16 protein-coding genes are annotated in these 16,607 nt (G+C 40.8%); 9 read left to right on the top strand and 7 right to left on the bottom strand.

What is annotated here, in order from left to right:
- The first annotated feature begins 109 nt into the window (after positions 1–109).
- The 9 genes from FLM54_RS12390 to FLM54_RS12350 all read left to right on the top strand — a co-directional run bounded on the left by FLM54_RS12390 (position 110) and on the right by FLM54_RS12350 (position 10,949).
- Positions 110–1,948, top strand: a complete 1,839-nt coding sequence (locus tag FLM54_RS12390; RefSeq protein WP_178956517.1) for a DUF294 nucleotidyltransferase-like domain-containing protein — start codon at positions 110–112, stop codon at positions 1,946–1,948.
- 5 nt (positions 1,949–1,953) lie between these two features.
- A complete protein-coding gene (locus FLM54_RS12385; RefSeq protein WP_138609187.1) occupies positions 1,954–2,577 on the top strand; it encodes a 3'-5' exonuclease in 624 nt (207 codons plus the stop codon).
- Between the two features lie 140 nt (positions 2,578–2,717).
- Positions 2,718–3,458, top strand: a complete 741-nt coding sequence (locus FLM54_RS12380; RefSeq protein ID WP_178956516.1) for an SIMPL domain-containing protein — start codon at positions 2,718–2,720, stop codon at positions 3,456–3,458.
- A gap of 174 nt (positions 3,459–3,632) precedes the next feature.
- On the top strand, positions 3,633–4,646 hold the full coding sequence (epd, locus tag FLM54_RS12375) for an erythrose-4-phosphate dehydrogenase (RefSeq protein WP_109874182.1): 1,014 nt from the start codon (positions 3,633–3,635) through the stop codon (positions 4,644–4,646).
- A gap of 49 nt (positions 4,647–4,695) precedes the next feature.
- Positions 4,696–5,871 (top strand): phosphoglycerate kinase, encoded by a 1,176-nt coding sequence (locus FLM54_RS12370; RefSeq protein WP_178956515.1) that lies wholly within the window; start codon positions 4,696–4,698, stop codon positions 5,869–5,871.
- Between the two features lie 211 nt (positions 5,872–6,082).
- Positions 6,083–7,147 (top strand): class II fructose-bisphosphate aldolase, encoded by a 1,065-nt coding sequence (gene fba / locus FLM54_RS12365; RefSeq protein WP_008111197.1) that lies wholly within the window; start codon positions 6,083–6,085, stop codon positions 7,145–7,147.
- A gap of 640 nt (positions 7,148–7,787) precedes the next feature.
- The gene (gene phoB, locus FLM54_RS12360) at positions 7,788–8,477 is read left to right on the top strand and encodes a phosphate regulon transcriptional regulator PhoB (protein WP_008111196.1); all 690 of its coding nucleotides are present in this window, start codon (positions 7,788–7,790) and stop codon (positions 8,475–8,477) included.
- 77 nt (positions 8,478–8,554) lie between these two features.
- Positions 8,555–9,901, top strand: coding sequence for a phosphate regulon sensor histidine kinase PhoR (phoR, locus tag FLM54_RS12355; RefSeq protein ID WP_138609180.1), 1,347 nt, complete (start codon positions 8,555–8,557; stop codon positions 9,899–9,901).
- A 79-nt stretch (positions 9,902–9,980) separates the two neighbouring features.
- Positions 9,981–10,949, top strand: a complete 969-nt coding sequence (locus FLM54_RS12350; RefSeq protein WP_010387635.1) for a PstS family phosphate ABC transporter substrate-binding protein — start codon at positions 9,981–9,983, stop codon at positions 10,947–10,949.
- A gap of 63 nt (positions 10,950–11,012) precedes the next feature.
- On the opposite strand, the gene FLM54_RS12345 is transcribed toward FLM54_RS12350, so the two are convergent.
- The 7 genes from FLM54_RS12345 to dksA all read right to left on the bottom strand — a co-directional run bounded on the left by FLM54_RS12345 (position 11,013) and on the right by dksA (position 16,404).
- A complete protein-coding gene (locus FLM54_RS12345; protein ID WP_138609178.1) occupies positions 11,013–11,255 on the bottom strand; it encodes a hypothetical protein in 243 nt (80 codons plus the stop codon).
- Positions 11,256–11,285: 30 nt separating this feature from the next.
- On the bottom strand, positions 11,286–12,134 hold the full coding sequence (gene panC / locus FLM54_RS12340) for a pantoate--beta-alanine ligase (RefSeq protein ID WP_138609176.1): 849 nt from the start codon (positions 12,132–12,134) through the stop codon (positions 11,286–11,288).
- Positions 12,134–12,928 carry a 3-methyl-2-oxobutanoate hydroxymethyltransferase gene (gene panB / locus FLM54_RS12335; RefSeq protein WP_178956514.1) on the bottom strand — a complete coding sequence of 265 codons (795 nt, stop codon included), beginning with the start codon at positions 12,926–12,928 and terminating at the stop codon, positions 12,134–12,136. Before panB ends, panC begins: the two co-directional genes overlap by 1 nt.
- A gap of 30 nt (positions 12,929–12,958) precedes the next feature.
- On the bottom strand, positions 12,959–13,444 hold the full coding sequence (gene folK / locus FLM54_RS12330; protein ID WP_178956513.1) for a 2-amino-4-hydroxy-6-hydroxymethyldihydropteridine diphosphokinase: 486 nt from the start codon (positions 13,442–13,444) through the stop codon (positions 12,959–12,961).
- Between the two features lie 3 nt (positions 13,445–13,447).
- Entirely contained in the window at positions 13,448–14,746 is a 1,299-nt protein-coding gene (gene pcnB, locus FLM54_RS12325) for a polynucleotide adenylyltransferase PcnB (RefSeq protein ID WP_178956512.1), read from the bottom strand.
- 305 nt (positions 14,747–15,051) lie between these two features.
- Positions 15,052–15,948 (bottom strand): tRNA glutamyl-Q(34) synthetase GluQRS, encoded by an 897-nt coding sequence (gene gluQRS / locus FLM54_RS12320; protein ID WP_138609170.1) that lies wholly within the window; start codon positions 15,946–15,948, stop codon positions 15,052–15,054.
- 12 nt (positions 15,949–15,960) lie between these two features.
- Positions 15,961–16,404, bottom strand: a complete 444-nt coding sequence (gene dksA / locus FLM54_RS12315) for an RNA polymerase-binding protein DksA (protein WP_008111170.1) — start codon at positions 16,402–16,404, stop codon at positions 15,961–15,963.
- Between the last annotated feature and the right edge of the window lie 203 nt (positions 16,405–16,607).

The following is a 16,607-nucleotide window of genomic DNA, read 5'->3' as shown; positions in this document are numbered from 1 at the left end:
CCCGACTTAAGTCGGGCTTTTTATTTGTTTAAATAATGACTACATTAAATAATCGCTATATTAAATAACCATATTTCAGGTTAAGTCGCTTTTTTATTGAGGATGATTTATGAGTAGTGAGCAACAGGAAGTCGCGCAGTTTATTAACAAGCAAGCACCATTTTCAATGTTACAGGACAGCGCCTGCAGTTATTTTGTTAACCATCTCGATAGTATTTATTTGACCCGAGAAAACCAAACGCAATGGCTTAACAGTGAACAGCCTAAATTATTTTTAATTCGTTCCGGGTTATACGATTTAGTGGATGCTCAAGGCGATACGGTAACGCGTTTAACTCAAGGTGATTACTTTGGTTATCCCTCGTTACTGACGGGAGATTCAATACAAAACAGTTTAGAAGTACAAAAAGAGGGCATTGTCTATATGCTCGACCAAACGGATTTTGATTACTTACGTCGAGAATATAAAGCATTCGAGCAATACTTTGTTCGTGCTCATGCTAATCGATTGCTGTCATCACATTATAAAAGTAACAACGACAGCTGGTCTGAGCGTAAAATATCAGAGATCATGACTCGCAAAGCGATTACGCTGCCCCCCGATGCCAGCATCCGTCATAGTGCTAAAAAAATGCAAGAGCATGGGATTTCATCAATGATGATCACCGAAAATTCGCATCTTATTGGTGTGGTTACAGATCGTGATTTACGTAACCGAGTGCTTGCCGATGAAGTTGACCCTGCGCAAGCTATCGATAGTATTATGACCAATAAGCCTAAGTTTATATTTGAAAATAACCGCGTATTTTCAGCGCTGCACTTAATGCTTAAGCATAATATTCATCATTTACCTGTGCTTGACGAAAACCATAAACCGCTAGGAATGATCACCAGTACAGACTTACTACGCCAACAAAAAAGCGACCCAGTGCAGCTAATTGGTCGTATTTACAAGGCCCATAATGTGGCTGATTTAAAACGTTACGCGAAAGAAATTCCTGAGTTATTAAAAGGGTTTTCAAATAATATTGATGATATTTCGCTGATCGGAAAGTTACTCAGTGGTTTAACCGATGCGTTGACCTCGCGGCTAATTTTTTTATTTCAACAACACCATGGCGCCGCGCCAACCAGTTTTAGTTTTATTTGTTTTGGCTCTCAAGCGCGCGAAGAGCAAACACTGCATTCAGATCAAGATAATGGCTTGTTATTACCTGATGGTCTAAACGATGAACAGCACGCATATTTTAAACAGATGGGCGAATTTGTTTGTGAAAACTTAGTTGAGTGCGGCATTCGTCGTTGTCCTGGTAACATAATGGCTAGCAGTGATGCATGTCGAATGAGTGTTAGTGATTGGCGGGCGAAGTTTTTAAAGTGGATCACCAGTCCCACACCGCAGGCAATGCTCAACTGTAAAATCTTTTTTGATCTGCGCTTTATTGAAGGCTCAACCACACTCTATAGCCAGTTTTGTGAAGAGTTGACCCATATTTCTCGCAATGATCTTTTTTATGCGGCAATGGCCAGCGATGTTAACGCTAACAGTGCGCCGATTGGTTTATTCAATAACTTTAAAACCGAAAAAACAGAGCAACACCATAAGTACATCGATCTTAAAAAGCGCGGGGTGGTGATCATTAACGATCTAGCGCGACTTTATGCATTAAAAGTAGGCATTCGCCGTGCTAACACCCAAGAGAGGTTGGATGCTTTATTAAAGTATTCACTATTAAGCAAAGAAGATATTTATAATTTAAAAGATTGTTGGCGATTTTTAACTCAGCTTCGGCTGCGCACGCAAATAAACGAAGAAGGGTTACCTAGTAATTGTATTAACCCAGACAAACTCAATTCGTTAGAGCGTCATCAGCTTAAAGAAGCGTTTTACCTAGTAAAACAAGCGCAGCAAGGCGCGGCGTTTAAATTTGCGCGTGGGAGTTTGTAACAATAATGGTTAAGCAGCTTATTACGCGGTACTTAAAGCGTCGCCATTTGCTTGCGCAAAGTGCTTTAAAGCAACGTTATTTAGTGATTGATTTGGAATTAACAGGGCTTGATCCTAAACAACATGAAATTGTCTCGGTTGCTTGGGTACTGATTGATAATCAATGTATCAAGAATAGTCAATCGCAGCATATCGTTAATAAAGAGGTTAAAAGTCTAGAGCAAAGCCCTGTTTTTCACGGCATTAGTACTGACTCGGTGGCACAAGGGCAAAGTCTACAGAGTATTTTAATGTCTTTAAGTGCTCACTTTAGTGACTGCATTTTAGTATTTCATAATGCCATGCTCGACTGGGGCTTTTTAAAGTTAGCAATAAAAAATGCAGGGATCATCCAGCGGCCTAAGCTGATCATCGATACCTTACAAATAGAAAAAAAGCGCTTACTGCAACACGCAAGCGATATCAAATTAGATGATTTAACCTTAAATGAATGCCGTAATCGCTACGATTTACCAAGCTATCATTGCCATCATGCGCTTACCGATGCACAAGCCACTGCTGAGCTGTTATTAGCCCAATGCCATCAAATAGGCGCCGGTAAAGAACTTAAAGTAGGCGATCTAATGTAGGTTGGTTAAGGACAGCGAAACCCAACTATAAGAAACCCAACTATAAAGTATGCACTTAGCTTAATTGTATGCAGTTTACTTTTCTTCTTGTTTGTATACTTATGGGAACGCGTGTTTAATTAAAAATTCAAGGAACGAATATGAAACTTATCAGCGCTATTTTTATTATCTTATTCCCTCTTATTACTTTTGCTAATTCAAGCGTGCCAGCTAATCGTCATATTGCAGTGCAGGGGTCTGCTGAGGTATTAGTTGAGCCAGATATGGCTCAAATTATATTTGAAGTAAAAAGCATTGAAGATACATTACTTGAGGCTAAGCGTGACCTTGATGGCCGGATCAGCGTGTTATTTGAAGAATTAGATAAATATGATTTTGGCCAAGGCGATGTTCATATATCGGGTTTAAAAAGCAAGGTATACACTAAGGTTGGTACAGAATCAGGGATTGCTTTAAGCGATAATTATTTAGCTCTGAAAACAGTTAAAGTCACATTGAAAGATATTAAAAAAGTCGATGAATTTATTGATTTTGCTCAACGCTTACAAATAGACAATATCAAAAAAATTAATGGTTTATCCTCCAAGGCCATGCAGTTAGAGGCAGAGGCAACACAACTAGCAATTGATAACGCAAAAGCGAAGGGAAATAAGCTCGCTCAGTCTTTTGGTGCTGAACTTGGCAACGTTTATAGTATTAGTGCAAATTCTAGTAGCTCAGATTACGACGCGAGCGGTGTTAAGCACATTGTTTTATCTAGCCACAGAAATAGCATGGCTGCTAGAAATAACGAGAACCCATTTACGCAGCAGCAATATTTAGGTGCAAGAATAAGCGTTAAAGCATCAATAAACGTGGTGTTTGATTTAAAACTAAAATAGCAAATATCGCAAAGCCGAGTTAAAAATAAAAGCGCATTGCGTGTTGATTATGGCGTTAATTTAAAGTTTCTAATGCTTGGCTCTTATAATCGCAGGCAAGGTCGATTACAATACCGCCATCTAAAAGGCGACGCTGCCTTTCTCTGTACGTAACTAGAGTGGATTTTATATTTCATGGCAATCAAACTTGCAATTAATGGTTTTGGTCGTATTGGTCGAAATATTGTCCGTGCACTATACGAATCAGGCTTAAGCGACGAGATCAAAATTGTTGCAATTAACGAACTAGCCGACCCTGAAGCTATTGCCCATTTATTAAAATACGACACCTCTCATGGTCGTTTCACTTTTCCAGTTAAACTAGGTGAAGACACTATCAGCGTTGCTGATGACACCATTGCATTATTTTGTGAAGAAAATCCAGTTGAATTACCGTGGCAAACGCTAGATGTTGACGTGGTACTTGAATGTACTGGCGTGTACCACTCACGTGAGCATGCACAGTCACATATTGCCGCAGGTGCTAAAAAAGTGTTGTTTTCCCATCCTGCTGATAATGATGTAGATGCCACCATTGTGTATGGCATAAACGACGATGAGCTGAAAAACGAGCATACTATTGTCTCTAATGGTTCGTGTACCACCAACTGCGTTGTTCCTGTTATTAAAGTACTCGATGATGCCTTTGGTATTGAGTCTGGCGCTATTACAACTATTCATGCGTCAATGAACGATCAGCAAGTGATTGATGCGTATCACCATGATTTACGCCGAACTCGTGCCGCCAGCCAATCTATTATTCCGGTAGACACAAAATTAGCCCGTGGTATCGACCGTATTTTACCTAAATTTAAAGGCCGCTTTGAGGCTATTGCCGTTCGTGTACCGACTATTAATGTGACCGCCATGGATTTAAGTGTCACGGTAAATACCGATGTAGATTTAAGTGCGGTTAATAGTGCGCTTAAGGCACAAGCTAAAGATAGGCTTGAGGGTATTTTAAGTTACACCGAAGAGCCGCTGGTATCGGTTGATTTTAACCACGATCCCCATTCTTGTATTATAGATGGCACACAGACACGTGTTAGTCATAAACGGCTGATAAAATTACTAGTTTGGTGTGATAATGAGTGGGGGTTTGCGAATCGCATGCTTGATACCGCTCGTGCTATGATGGCATTTAAGTAATATTTAAAACGTATTTATTGGTTTAGTATCGTTAACTAAGGAGATGTTCATGTCGGTCATAAAAATGGCAGATTTAGATTTAAACGGCAAGCGTGTATTAATTCGTGAAGATTTAAATGTACCCGTTAAAGCAGGTAAAGTGACGTCAGACGCACGTATTCGTGCTGCACTACCTACTATCAAACTTGCGCTAGAAAAAGGTGCAAAAGTGATGGTTATGTCACACCTAGGCCGTCCTACGGAAGGGCAATACGAAGACGAATTTTCATTAGCACCCGTTGTTGATTACTTAAATGATGCACTTGAGCAAACTGTTCGCCTAGAAAAAGATTACTTAAACGGCGTTGATGTTGCAGATAGCGAAGTGGTTGTTTTTGAAAACGTACGTTTTAACAAAGGCGAGAAAAAAGACGACGAAGCCCTATCAAAGCAACTCGCTGCATTATGTGATGTTTACGTAATGGATGCCTTTGGTACTGCACATCGCGCACAAGCTTCAACCCATGGTGTGGGTCTGTTTGCTGATGTAGCGTGTGCTGGTCCATTATTATCGGCTGAACTAGACGCCCTAGGTAAAGCACTTGATAACCCAGCCCGTCCGTTAGTGGCGATTGTGGGTGGTTCTAAAGTATCCACTAAATTAACCGTACTTGATTCGTTATCTAAAATTGTTGATCAGCTTGTTACCGGCGGTGGTATTGCCAATACCTTTATTGCAGCTGCTGGTCATCCCGTAGGTAAGTCACTTTATGAGGCTGATTTAATGGATGAAGCAAATCGTTTATGCGTTGCAGCGAAAGCCAACGATGGCGAAATACCGGTACCCACAGATGTTGTTGTAGGTAATGAGTTTTCAGAGTCAGCTGTAGCCACACTTAAAGATGTAAGTGAAGTCACCAGCGACGATATGATTTTTGATATTGGCCCTGATACTGCTAATCAACTTGCAAAAATTATTGCTAATGCGGGCACTGTTGTATGGAATGGCCCAGTGGGTGTGTTTGAGTTTGATCAATTTGGTAATGGCACTCGCGCTATTGCAAAAGCGATTGCTGATTCAAGCGCATTTTCTATTGCTGGTGGTGGTGACACCCTAGCGGCAATTGATAAGTATGGCATTAGTGATAAAGTATCGTATATTTCTACTGGTGGTGGTGCGTTCTTAGAGTTTTTAGAAGGCAAAAAACTACCTGCAGTTGCAATGCTAGAATCACGCGCTAAATAATACCTTAGGGTATTAGCTAGCCGTAAAGCAGATGTGCTTATTTCACATCTGCTACAATTAACGAGTAAATACCTCTCACTTTTATTTAGTCGTTAATAATATGAATTTTAGGCCATTTGCCTTTTAATTCATGGCGCAGTGATTGCGCCAAACTAACAAATCCGTTCAAACTAGGTAGTAAAATAACTACCGATAAATTGGAGAATACCCAATGGCTTTAATCAGTATGCGACAACTTCTTGATCATGCCGCAGAGCATGGTTACGGTGTACCCGCGTTTAATGTAAATAACCAAGAGCAAATGCGTGCAATTATGGAAGCGGCTGATAAAACAAACAGCCCTGTTATTGTGCAAGGTTCTGCGGGCGCACGTGCGTATGCCGGTGCACCTTTTATTCGTCATATGATTTTAGCGGCAGTTGAAGAATGGCCACATATTCCAGTGGTTATGCATCAGGATCACGGTACATCACCGGGTGTATGTCAGCGTTCAATTCAGCTAGGATTTTCATCAGTAATGATGGATGGCTCATTAATGAGCGATGGTAAAACACCTTCAAGCTACGATTACAACGTTGATGTAACACGTAAAACAGTTGAAATGGCGCATGCGTGTGGCGTATCTGTAGAGGGTGAGCTAGGTGTATTAGGTTCACTTGAAACTGGTGAAGCGGGTGAAGAAGATGGTGTTGGCGCTGAGGGTAAACTTACCACTGAGCAAATGCTAACAAATCCAGAAGAAGCGGCAGACTTTGTAAATAAAACCCATGTTGATGCGCTGGCTATTGCCTGTGGTACATCACACGGTGCCTACAAATTTACGCGTCCACCAACCGACGACATTTTAGCAATTGATCGTATTAAAGAAATCCACGCGCGTATACCAAATACCCACTTAGTAATGCATGGTTCGTCTTCAGTACCACAAGAGTGGTTAGAGGTGATCAACCAATACGGTGGTGAGATCCCAGAAACTTACGGCGTGCCAGTAGAGCAAATTGTTGAAGGTATTAAATACGGTGTGCGTAAGGTAAACATTGATACTGACTTACGTTTAGCGTCTACCGGTGCAATCCGTCGTCATTTAGCAATGAACCCGTCTAACTTCGACCCACGTAAGTTCTTAGCCGCTGCAACGCAAGCGATGACTGATATTTGTATTGCCCGTTACGAAGCGTTTGGTACTGCAGGTCAAGCAAGTAAAATTAAGCCAATTTCGTTAGATGAAATGCACCTTAAATACTTAAGCGGTGAGCTAAACCCAAAAATAAAATAATGAGCCAATAATAGCGATACTCTCGCGCTCATTATAAAAGCCAGTTGCCTATGCACTGGCTTTTTTGATCTGTGGGGGATCAGTATTTTACCTAGTTATTAATTTGGGATCACTCGATTACTAACTTGTCATATCTGGGATCATTACTTTACTAACTAAAGCGCTAAAATGGGCATGTTTTAGTCATTTAGGCATCGTAAAGCGCAGTGGTAGAATGAAAATTATACAAAAAATCATTGGTTTAGCTTTAGTAGTGGGTAAAATAGTGATCCGCAAAGGGATCTGCTTGATAAAACTCTGATCCTGATATTTAAGATCTTAATAAAGCTGATCTAAATAGTGTCGTGGCGCAGTGAGCTTTTATGATCAGACTAAAAATATAGTTGTTAAAACTCGTCGCTTAGTAATTTGATGATCTCATAAATAATATAAAAACTACGCGCAATTATTAAGCTATTAACACCTCAAACCGCTTTTTGATTTACAGCTTATGATGATACAAAGATGACATATTTAATTTTTTGTCACTATTTTGTGTTTTTTTTTACGCTCATTTTGATTTCCACGTTACACTTTAATAAAAATGTCATACTTAGTCATAATAATGAAACCTACTCAATAGCCTAAGAGATAAATTGGAATGTCACGTAAAGTATTAGTCGTTGATGACGAAGCACCTATCAGGGAAATGTTGGTTTTTGTTTTAGAACAAAATGGGTTTCAAGCCATTGAGGCAGAAGATTATGATTCTGCAATATCTGCAATGGTTGAACCTTATCCAGATATGGTGTTACTCGATTGGATGCTACCTGGCGGTAGTGGAATTCAAATCGCTAAAAAATTCAAACAAAATGAACACACACGCCAAATTCCTATCATTATGCTGACAGCCCGCGGCGAAGAAGAAGATAAAATACGCGGTTTAGAAGTCGGTGCTGATGATTACGTTACAAAACCGTTCTCACCTAAAGAGTTAATGGCGCGTATTAAAGCGGTTATTCGTCGTGTTGCTCCTACCTCACTTGAAGAGGCGATTGAAGTACATGGCTTACGTTTAGATCCTATTTCGCATCGTGTGACCTCAGGTGGCAGTGAGCTAGATATGGGGCCAACGGAATTTAGACTGTTACACTTTTTTATGACCCACCCTGAGCGTGTATATAGCCGAGAGCAATTACTTGATCATGTATGGGGTACTAACGTTTATGTTGAAGATAGAACTGTAGATGTTCATATCCGTCGCCTGCGTAAGGCAATTGCTACGCTTGGGCATGACCGCTTAGTACAAACAGTTCGCGGTGCTGGTTATCGCTTTTCGAGTAAATTATAAGTTTACTTCGTAAGTCACAATCTATTAACCTAGCACAGTCAAATCATCTGCTAGTGTTTATAAGGTAAAGAGCGTGTATGTATCGAGTTATTAACAAGCAGGCGTTAACTAAACGGCTGTTTGTCTATTTTATACCTTTGCTTTTAATTGGGGTGCTCATTGGTGCCCCATTTTTGATGTTGTTTTTGGGCGCTTTTTCGCTACTTATGTGGCATTACCATCAGCTTTATCGCTTAAGTGACTGGCTGCATGATCAACGCAGTTTTAACCCGCCTGAAGGGGAAGGGTCGTGGGAGCAAGTATTTGAAGGTATTTACCAGCTGCAACACCGCAATCGTAAAAAACGTAATGAGCTGGCAGAGCTAATACGGCGTTTTCGTGACGGCGCTGAGGCCGTACCCGATGCCGTTGTTGTGCTACAAAACGACTTATCAATTGTGTGGTGTAATCAACTTGCACTCAAAGTGTTAGGGTTACAGTGGCCGGTTGATCATGGTCAGCGTTTAGATAACTTAATTCGCGATCCTAAATTTGCTAAATATATGCGTCGTAAAGAGTTTAGCGATGCTCTGGAGCTTGAAAGTGGCCACAGTGTTGAGCAAGTTCTTGAATTTAGGGTTATGCCCTATGCCAATACACAGTTGTTGGTAGTGGTACGCGATGTTACTCGCTTAAAGCAACTTGAGCAGATGCGTAAAGACTTTGTAGCAAACGTCTCTCATGAGCTCAGAACCCCTTTAACTGTTGTTACCGGCTACCTTGAAATGCTCGATAGTGATTCACTTCCCCCGCCTGCAATGTGGAATAAAGCACAAACTACTATGCTAGAGCAATGTAAGCGTATGGATAGCTTGGTGAATCAGCTGTTGTCGTTATCGCGCATCGAAGGGGGAAAGCAACACAGTAATGACAAAGCGGTGAATGTGCCACGATTATTAAACTTAATTGAAACAGAAGCGCAATCTATCAATCAAGACAAAGGCCATCAACTTATTTTTAAGATTGATGCATCGCTTGATATTACCGGTGCTGAGGATGAACTTAGAAGTGCCTTTTCAAATTTAGTATTTAATGCCATTCATTATACTAAACCAGGCGGTAAAATTGAGGTACTTTGGCAGCGCAACAATGAACAAGCATGTTTTAGTGTGACCGATAATGGTGATGGTATTGCACCTGAGCATATTAACCGGTTAACTGAGCGTTTTTATCGAGTAGATAAAGCCAGAAGCCGTACCACAGGTGGCTCAGGCTTAGGCTTAGCTATTACCAAGCATGTGCTTACTCGCCATGGTAGTCAATTAAAAATTCACAGCGAGCTGGGTAAAGGTTCTTGTTTTTCTTTCGCGTTTTCAAGCGATAGACTTATCGTTATTTCGCCATTAGTAGCAAGCAATATAGGTAGTCATAAAAGTGTCATTTAAGAGTCACACCATTGTCATGTACTCACTTTAGAGTGAACCGCAGTTAGGAAATGGGACGAACAAATTGGAGAACCCCAAAATGAAATTTAAAAACTTAGTTGCCGCAATGGGTGTGGCTGTTACAACATTTGTATCTGCACAAGCGGTTGCATTAGAAGACGGTATTCCTGAGTATCAAAAAATTAGCGGTGTATCAGGTAACTTTTCATCAGTAGGGTCTGACACATTAGCCAACATGATGACCTTTTGGGCTGAAGAATATAAGCGTATTTACCCAAATGTAAATATTCAAATTCAAGCGGCAGGTTCGTCTACTGCGCCACCAGCACTAACTGAAGGTACGGCTAACTTAGGTCCAATGAGCCGTGCAATGAAGTCAAAAGAGATTGAAGCATTTGAAAAGCGTCATGGCTACAAACCAACACAAGTGCGAGTAGCAATTGATGCGTTGGCAGTATTTGTACACAAAGATAACCCAATCGAAGGACTACGCATTGACCAAATCGATGCTATTTTCTCATCAACTCGTAAATGTGGTGCATCAGAGCAAGTAAATCGCTGGAGTGATGTTGGTCTAGAAGGTGATTGGGCTGCAAAAGACGTGCAATTATACGGACGTAACTCAGTATCAGGTACTTACGGTTACTTTAAAAAGAAAGCGCTATGTAAAGGTGATTTCCGTAATAACGTGAACGAGCAACCGGGTTCGGCTTCTGTTGTACAGTCAATTTCAGCGTCATTAAATGCGATTGGTTACTCTGGCATTGGTTATAAAACATCGGGTGTGCGTACTGTTCCGTTATCTAAAAAAGGCACTAACTTTGTTGATGCCACGCTTGAAAACGTAGCACAAGGTAAATACCCACTATCACGTTTTTTATATGTTTATGTAAATAAACACCCAAATAAGCCACTTGGGCCAGTTGAAGCTGAGTTCTTAAAGATGGTACTTTCTCAAGACGGTCAAAAAATTGTAGAAAAGGATGGCTATGTACCACTTTCTGCAAAGTTAGTTGAACTAGAGCTTAAAAAGTTAGGCTTGAAATAAGCAGCCAAAGCAAATAATAAAAAACCGCTCATTGAGCGGTTTTTTTGTTTTACTTAAGATTATTTAGTTTGTTGCTTTACCTAAGTTTTCAGCTTGTACTTTGCATTGATTGTAAGCCTCAATACATTTTGATGAACAAACCTGCGATTTAAGACTATCGGTGGTTGTTTGCTGTTCGCAGCTGGTTTCACATTGATAACTTTGTTGAGCACACTGATTAAGTGCTGGATTACCCGGCTGGCTCTGGCAGCCAGCAATAACTGCAAACGAAAAAGCCACGAGGCTAGTTTTAAAAAAAGTTTTCATGCTTATCCTTAAAATGAGGCCACACCAGTATTAAACTTCAACCTGAATATTGTCGATTAATCTAACACTACCTAAAAAGGCGGCAGCTAAAATTACAAATCGTGTATCTTCGAGTGTAGCAGCTTTTAATGTATCTCGTTGAGCTATCGAAAAATAATCTGGTTTTAGGCCTGCGTTTTCTAATGCGTTCTTTGCTTCACTTTCCAATGTAGCAAAGTCTTTATTACCGCTTTTTATTTGCTGCGCACAATGCTTTAAGGTATTAAATAAAGCAGGAGCGGTTTGTTTTTCATCACTTGATAAGTACCCATTACGCGAGCTCATGGCAAGGCCGCTAACTTCACGCATGGTAGGTACACCAATAATTTCTACTGGTATTGATAAGTCAGTAGCCATGGTTTTAACAACTTGTAGCTGCTGAAAATCTTTTTCACCAAAACAAGCATAATCAGGCTGTACTAAATTAAATAGCTTAGTAACAACAGTCGCTACGCCTTTAAAGTGGCCTGGGCGTGAACCACCACAATATCCCATTGAAATACCAGGCACATCAACAAAGCTTTGCGCGCCTAAACCATTAGGGTAAATAGTCTCAACACTGGGGATAAACAAAATGTCTGTTTCAAGATCAGCTAACCCTTGCTTATCAGCATCTAGAGTACGCGGATAACTGTCTAAATCTTCGTTAGCACCAAATTGCATTGGGTTAACAAAAATGCTCACGACCACTTTATCGGCCAGTGTTTTAGCTTTTTCTACCAGTGAAAAATGACCACGGTGTAAGTTGCCCATAGTAGGAACAAATGCCACGCTTAAACCGGCTTGGCGCCAGGTTCTAATTTGACTGCGTAATGATTTTATTTCAGTGATTGACTGCATTATTTAAACTCGTGTTCAGCGCTTGGGAATACGCCGCTTTTGACATCGTTACAATACTTTTTAACTGCAGCAGGCATATTGCCTGTTTCGAGTAAAAAGTTTTTTGAAAATTTAGGAATATAACCTGCAGAAATGCCCACCAAGTCGTGCATAACCAAAATTTGACCATCGGTTGCATTACCCGCACCAATCCCGATTGTAGGGATGCTCAATGACTCTGTAACGCGTTTTGCTAAGGCACTTGGAATACATTCAAGCACCAGTAGTTGAGCACCTGCGGCTTCTAATGCTTTTGCATCGGCAATAATTTTTTGCGCTTGCGCTTCTTCACGGCCCTGGATTTTAAAACCACCGAATACATGCACAGATTGCGGTGTAAGACCCAAATGGCCACACACTGGAATACCTTGTTGGGTTAGTGATTTAATGCTGTCATGTAGCCATTCACCGCCTTCAAGTTTGACCATATTAGCACCCGCGCGCATCAGTTCTGCAGCATTTTTACACGCATCATTTGGGGTTGCGTAGGTCATAAACGGTAAATCAGCAATAACAAATAAATCACGGCTTCCTGCGCGCACACAGCGAGTATGGTAGGCAATTTCTTGGTTTGTAACCGCTAAGGTATCATCGCCACCTTGTAATACCATACCCAAAGAATCACCAACTAAAACAACATCAACGCCGTTATCATGAAATAACTTAGCAAAACTAGCATCGTAAGCTGTTAACGCAGTGATTTTATTACTTTCAGCCTTCATTTTATTCAAAGTTGAAACGGTTATTTTAGACATAATATTCTCGCAGACAATGGCCTTAATTAATTACCGTGGTAATTGTTGTAAGTCGTTAAGCGGTAGGGTATTTGCTATCTGTTTGATAGATGCGCCGCTAGGTAAAATCAGTTCCGGTGCAATTTCTTGCAGTGGGTAAACAACAAATTCTCGCTCAGTTAATCCGTAATGAGGCACGGTTAAACGATCGGTATTTAAAATGTGTTCACCAAATAATAAAATATCAATATCCAATGTGCGTGCGCCCCAGCGCTCAGCCTTTCTGACTCGCCCATGTTCCAGTTCTATGGCTTGGGTTAAATCGAGTAGTTGCTCTGGCTCAAGTGAAGTGTTGATACAGGCGACTGCATTCACATAATCAGGTTGATCTTGTGGTCCCATAGGCTTGCTCGCATAATAATGCGAGCAGGCTATAAGTTCGCTGTTTGGCAAGCTTTTAAGTGCAATAACAGCGTTATCAAGTTGTTTTTTAGGGCTGTTAAGGTTTGCACCTAACCCCAAATAGACACGTAACATTATTTACTCAGCTGGCTTTTTAGTAGTACGACGACGAGGTCGCTTGCGTGGCTTTGGGCCACCTTGATGACCAAGCTCTCGTACCATTTCTTTTTGGCCATTAATATCTTGACCTAAGTACTGTGTCCACCACTGTGCCAGCTCTGTATGCTCAGTTTCACCAGCATCAACACGCAATAGTAAAAAATCATAAGCGGCTTTAAAGCGCGGCTGCTGTGTTAAACGATAGGCACGCTGGCCAGCACGTTTATCTAAGCGTTGTTGAATATGCCAAATATCACGGGCACCTAAAGTAAAGCGTTTTGGTACGGCAATATGTTGGGCATTCTCACTCAGTACTTTATTAATTGCTTGAGCAAATGCATCGTATTCTGATAGTTGCTCTTGGCGTCTAATTTTTTCAGTACGCTCAATCAGCGGGAACCACAGTAATGCTGCAAATACGAATGCAGGAGTGACTTTTTTATCTGCATTAATACGGATATCAGTGTTTGCAAACATCTGCTTTATGAAGGTTTCTTCAAGTCCGCCAGGGTTTTTATTTAAAATACGGTCTAGCTCAGGAAATAACGACTTAAATAAACCGTACTGACGCAGCATTATAAAGTTTTGCTGTGCTTTGCCGTTTAAAAATAGCTTGAGTATTTCTTCAAATAAACGCGCTGGCGGAATATTATCAAGCAAGCTCGCTAATTCGGTAATCGGCTTTTCGCTTGCTGGCGCTATTTGCATATCTAACTTGGTGGCAAAGCGCACTGCGCGAAGCATACGTACCGGATCTTCACGGTAGCGTGTTTCAGGATCGCCAATTAATTCTATTTGTTTTGCTTTGATAGCGGCTAAGCCATTTGCGTAATCGTAAACACAAAAATCATTAATCGAGTAGTATAAAGCGTTGATTGAAAAATCACGGCGTTCTGCATCTTCTTCAATGCTACCAAATACGTTATCGCGAAGAAGTTGCCCATGTTCACTTGACTGGCTAATTTGATTTTTATCTTCTTGTGCTTCGTGATGGCCGCGCATTGTGGCCACTTCAATAATCTCACGGCCAAAAACAATGTGCGCCAAACGAAAGCGGCGACCAATTAAGCGACAGTTACGAAACAGTTTTTTTACTTGCTCAGGGGTAGCATTGGTTACAACATCAAAATCTTTAGGTTGTTGGCCTAACAATACATCGCGAATGCAACCACCAACTAAGTAAGCATCATAGCCACCATCTTTTAGGCGGTAGAGTACTTTGATTGCATTTGGGCTAAATTGTTTGCGAGAAATACCATGCTCACCTCTAGGGATCACTAACGGCTCACTGCTGATTGCGACATTTTCGTTATTGGCACTTGGGCCGATAATTTGTCGACAAAATTGAAAAAGCTTGGAAATAATAGTCTGTCTCCTAGAGAAGCGGTTGATTTGCTCGCCATTGCAATCAAAATCACAGCAAGTATTCGCTTAAAGCGTGATTCTTACCGTTTAATGTAATTAGCATATATTTAGGCGGCTATCATATACCAGCAAGGTAAAAAAATTAAGTTGCAGCACTGAAATTAAGCCATTTTTAACGATTTTATTTGAATTAATCACACGTAATACGTAATGGGAGGTTAAATCTGTATTTCGCGCTTAGCAGGAACAAGGCTTAAGTTAAAATGCGCCACGCCCCAAGCGAGTAATTGTTCTGTGTTTAAATCCATTAGTTGCTCATGTATTGGCAAGCCTAAAAATTCGAATACAGCTATTAAAGTGGGCTTTGGATTTTGTTTGCAAATTGCAGGGGCGTAATTTTGCTTAGACAGTTTAAACCCTGGTTTTGCTACAGCCAAAGGCAAATGAGCAAACTCTGGAATAGGGCAATTTAGCTGTTTAAATAAGCTAATTTGACGCGCAGTCGGTTCAATTAAATCAGCGCCTCGCACAATACGATTAATCCCCTGCTCAATGTCATCAATAACCACCACCAGTTGATAGGCAAATAAACCATCGCTGCGTTTGATTATGTAATCTTCATGAGCGAGAGCTGGGTCCACGTCAATATGCCCTTGAATAAGGTCTTTATAATCAACGGTTGCATAGCATTGAGTTAAACGTAGGGCATGACCTTGTTCACTTAGTTGGCTGTGTTTACATTGCCCTTGATAAATGCCGCCGAGGGCTTTTATTTGCTTACGAGAGCACTGGCAGGCATAAACAAGCTGTTGTTGTGACAGAGCGTGAACGGCATCTTGATAAATAGTAAGACGCTGTGTTTGGTACACAACGTTTTCATCCCAATTGAGGTTATAGGCGTCTAAGGTATTTAGGATATCGGTGGCGGCGCCTTTTACAACGCGAGTGGTGTCTATATCTTCAATGCGAACTAACCACTTTCCTTGGTTCGCTTTTGCATCTAGATAGCTACCTACAGCCGCCACAAGTGAGCCAAAATGTAACGGTCCGGAAGGGGACGGTGCAAATCGGCCGCGATAGTTAGATACTTGCGCAGTAACGGCTGTAGAAGACATGGCTATACTTAATTAGCCGCGTCCAGATTGCTTTTCTTTGATTTCAGCAAGTGTTTTACAGTCTACACATAAATCAGCAGTAGGGCGCGCTTCTAAGCGACGAATGCCAATTTCAATGCCACAAGACTCACAAAAGCCAAATTCGTCTTCTTTAATTAATATAATTGTTTTTTCAATTTTTTTAATTAACTTACGTTCGCGGTCACGAGTACGAAGCTCTAATGAGAACTCTTCTTCTTGTGCTGCGCGGTCAACGGGATCAGGAAAGTTTGCTGCTTCGTCTTGCATGTGTGATTTGGTACGATCAACTTCGTTACGTAAATCATTACGCCAAGTTTCTAAAATTGTTTTAAAATGAGCACGTTGTGCATCATTCATGTACTCTTCACCCGGTTTTTCTTGGTATGGTTCTAAACCGGCTTGAGCCAATAAACCATGTCTTTTTTGGTCTGGCATAACTCTCTCCTAAATCCTTAATTTAATGCCTCAGCATTAGCCGGCGGTATAAATAACAGAAACTCATACCCTAGGCAAATTTATTTTTAAATAATCGAATTAGCTTAACCCTGTTTGGTGATATAAAAGTAGTAAAAGTACTACTTATACTTTCTTATCACAGTATTGGTTTATAAACTGGCGTAGTTATATGGGCAATAATA

The organism is Pseudoalteromonas sp. Scap25 (assembly GCF_013394125.1).
Taxonomy (GTDB): Bacteria; Pseudomonadota; Gammaproteobacteria; order Enterobacterales; family Alteromonadaceae; genus Pseudoalteromonas.
This window is presented reverse-complemented; position numbering and strand designations above follow the sequence as displayed.

Excerpts from the sequence above, each read along its gene's own strand:
- FLM54_RS12390 (WP_178956517.1), top strand. The coding sequence starts at position 110 with ATGAGTAGTGAGCAACAGGAAGTCGCGCAGTTTATTAACAAGCAAGCA.
- FLM54_RS12385 (WP_138609187.1), top strand. The coding sequence starts at position 1,954 with ATGGTTAAGCAGCTTATTACGCGGTACTTAAAGCGTCGCCATTTGCTT.
- FLM54_RS12380 (WP_178956516.1), top strand. The coding sequence starts at position 2,718 with ATGAAACTTATCAGCGCTATTTTTATTATCTTATTCCCTCTTATTACT.
- epd (WP_109874182.1), top strand. The coding sequence starts at position 3,633 with ATGGCAATCAAACTTGCAATTAATGGTTTTGGTCGTATTGGTCGAAAT.
- FLM54_RS12370 (WP_178956515.1), top strand. The coding sequence starts at position 4,696 with ATGTCGGTCATAAAAATGGCAGATTTAGATTTAAACGGCAAGCGTGTA.
- fba (WP_008111197.1), top strand. The coding sequence starts at position 6,083 with ATGGCTTTAATCAGTATGCGACAACTTCTTGATCATGCCGCAGAGCAT.
- phoB (WP_008111196.1), top strand. The coding sequence starts at position 7,788 with ATGTCACGTAAAGTATTAGTCGTTGATGACGAAGCACCTATCAGGGAA.
- phoR (WP_138609180.1), top strand. The coding sequence starts at position 8,555 with ATGTATCGAGTTATTAACAAGCAGGCGTTAACTAAACGGCTGTTTGTC.
- FLM54_RS12350 (WP_010387635.1), top strand. The coding sequence starts at position 9,981 with ATGAAATTTAAAAACTTAGTTGCCGCAATGGGTGTGGCTGTTACAACA.
- FLM54_RS12345 (WP_138609178.1), bottom strand. The coding sequence starts at position 11,255 with ATGAAAACTTTTTTTAAAACTAGCCTCGTGGCTTTTTCGTTTGCAGTT.
- panC (WP_138609176.1), bottom strand. The coding sequence starts at position 12,134 with ATGCAGTCAATCACTGAAATAAAATCATTACGCAGTCAAATTAGAACC.
- panB (WP_178956514.1), bottom strand. The coding sequence starts at position 12,928 with ATGTCTAAAATAACCGTTTCAACTTTGAATAAAATGAAGGCTGAAAGT.
- folK (WP_178956513.1), bottom strand. The coding sequence starts at position 13,444 with ATGTTACGTGTCTATTTGGGGTTAGGTGCAAACCTTAACAGCCCTAAA.
- gluQRS (WP_138609170.1), bottom strand. The coding sequence starts at position 15,948 with ATGTCTTCTACAGCCGTTACTGCGCAAGTATCTAACTATCGCGGCCGA.
- dksA (WP_008111170.1), bottom strand. The coding sequence starts at position 16,404 with ATGCCAGACCAAAAAAGACATGGTTTATTGGCTCAAGCCGGTTTAGAA.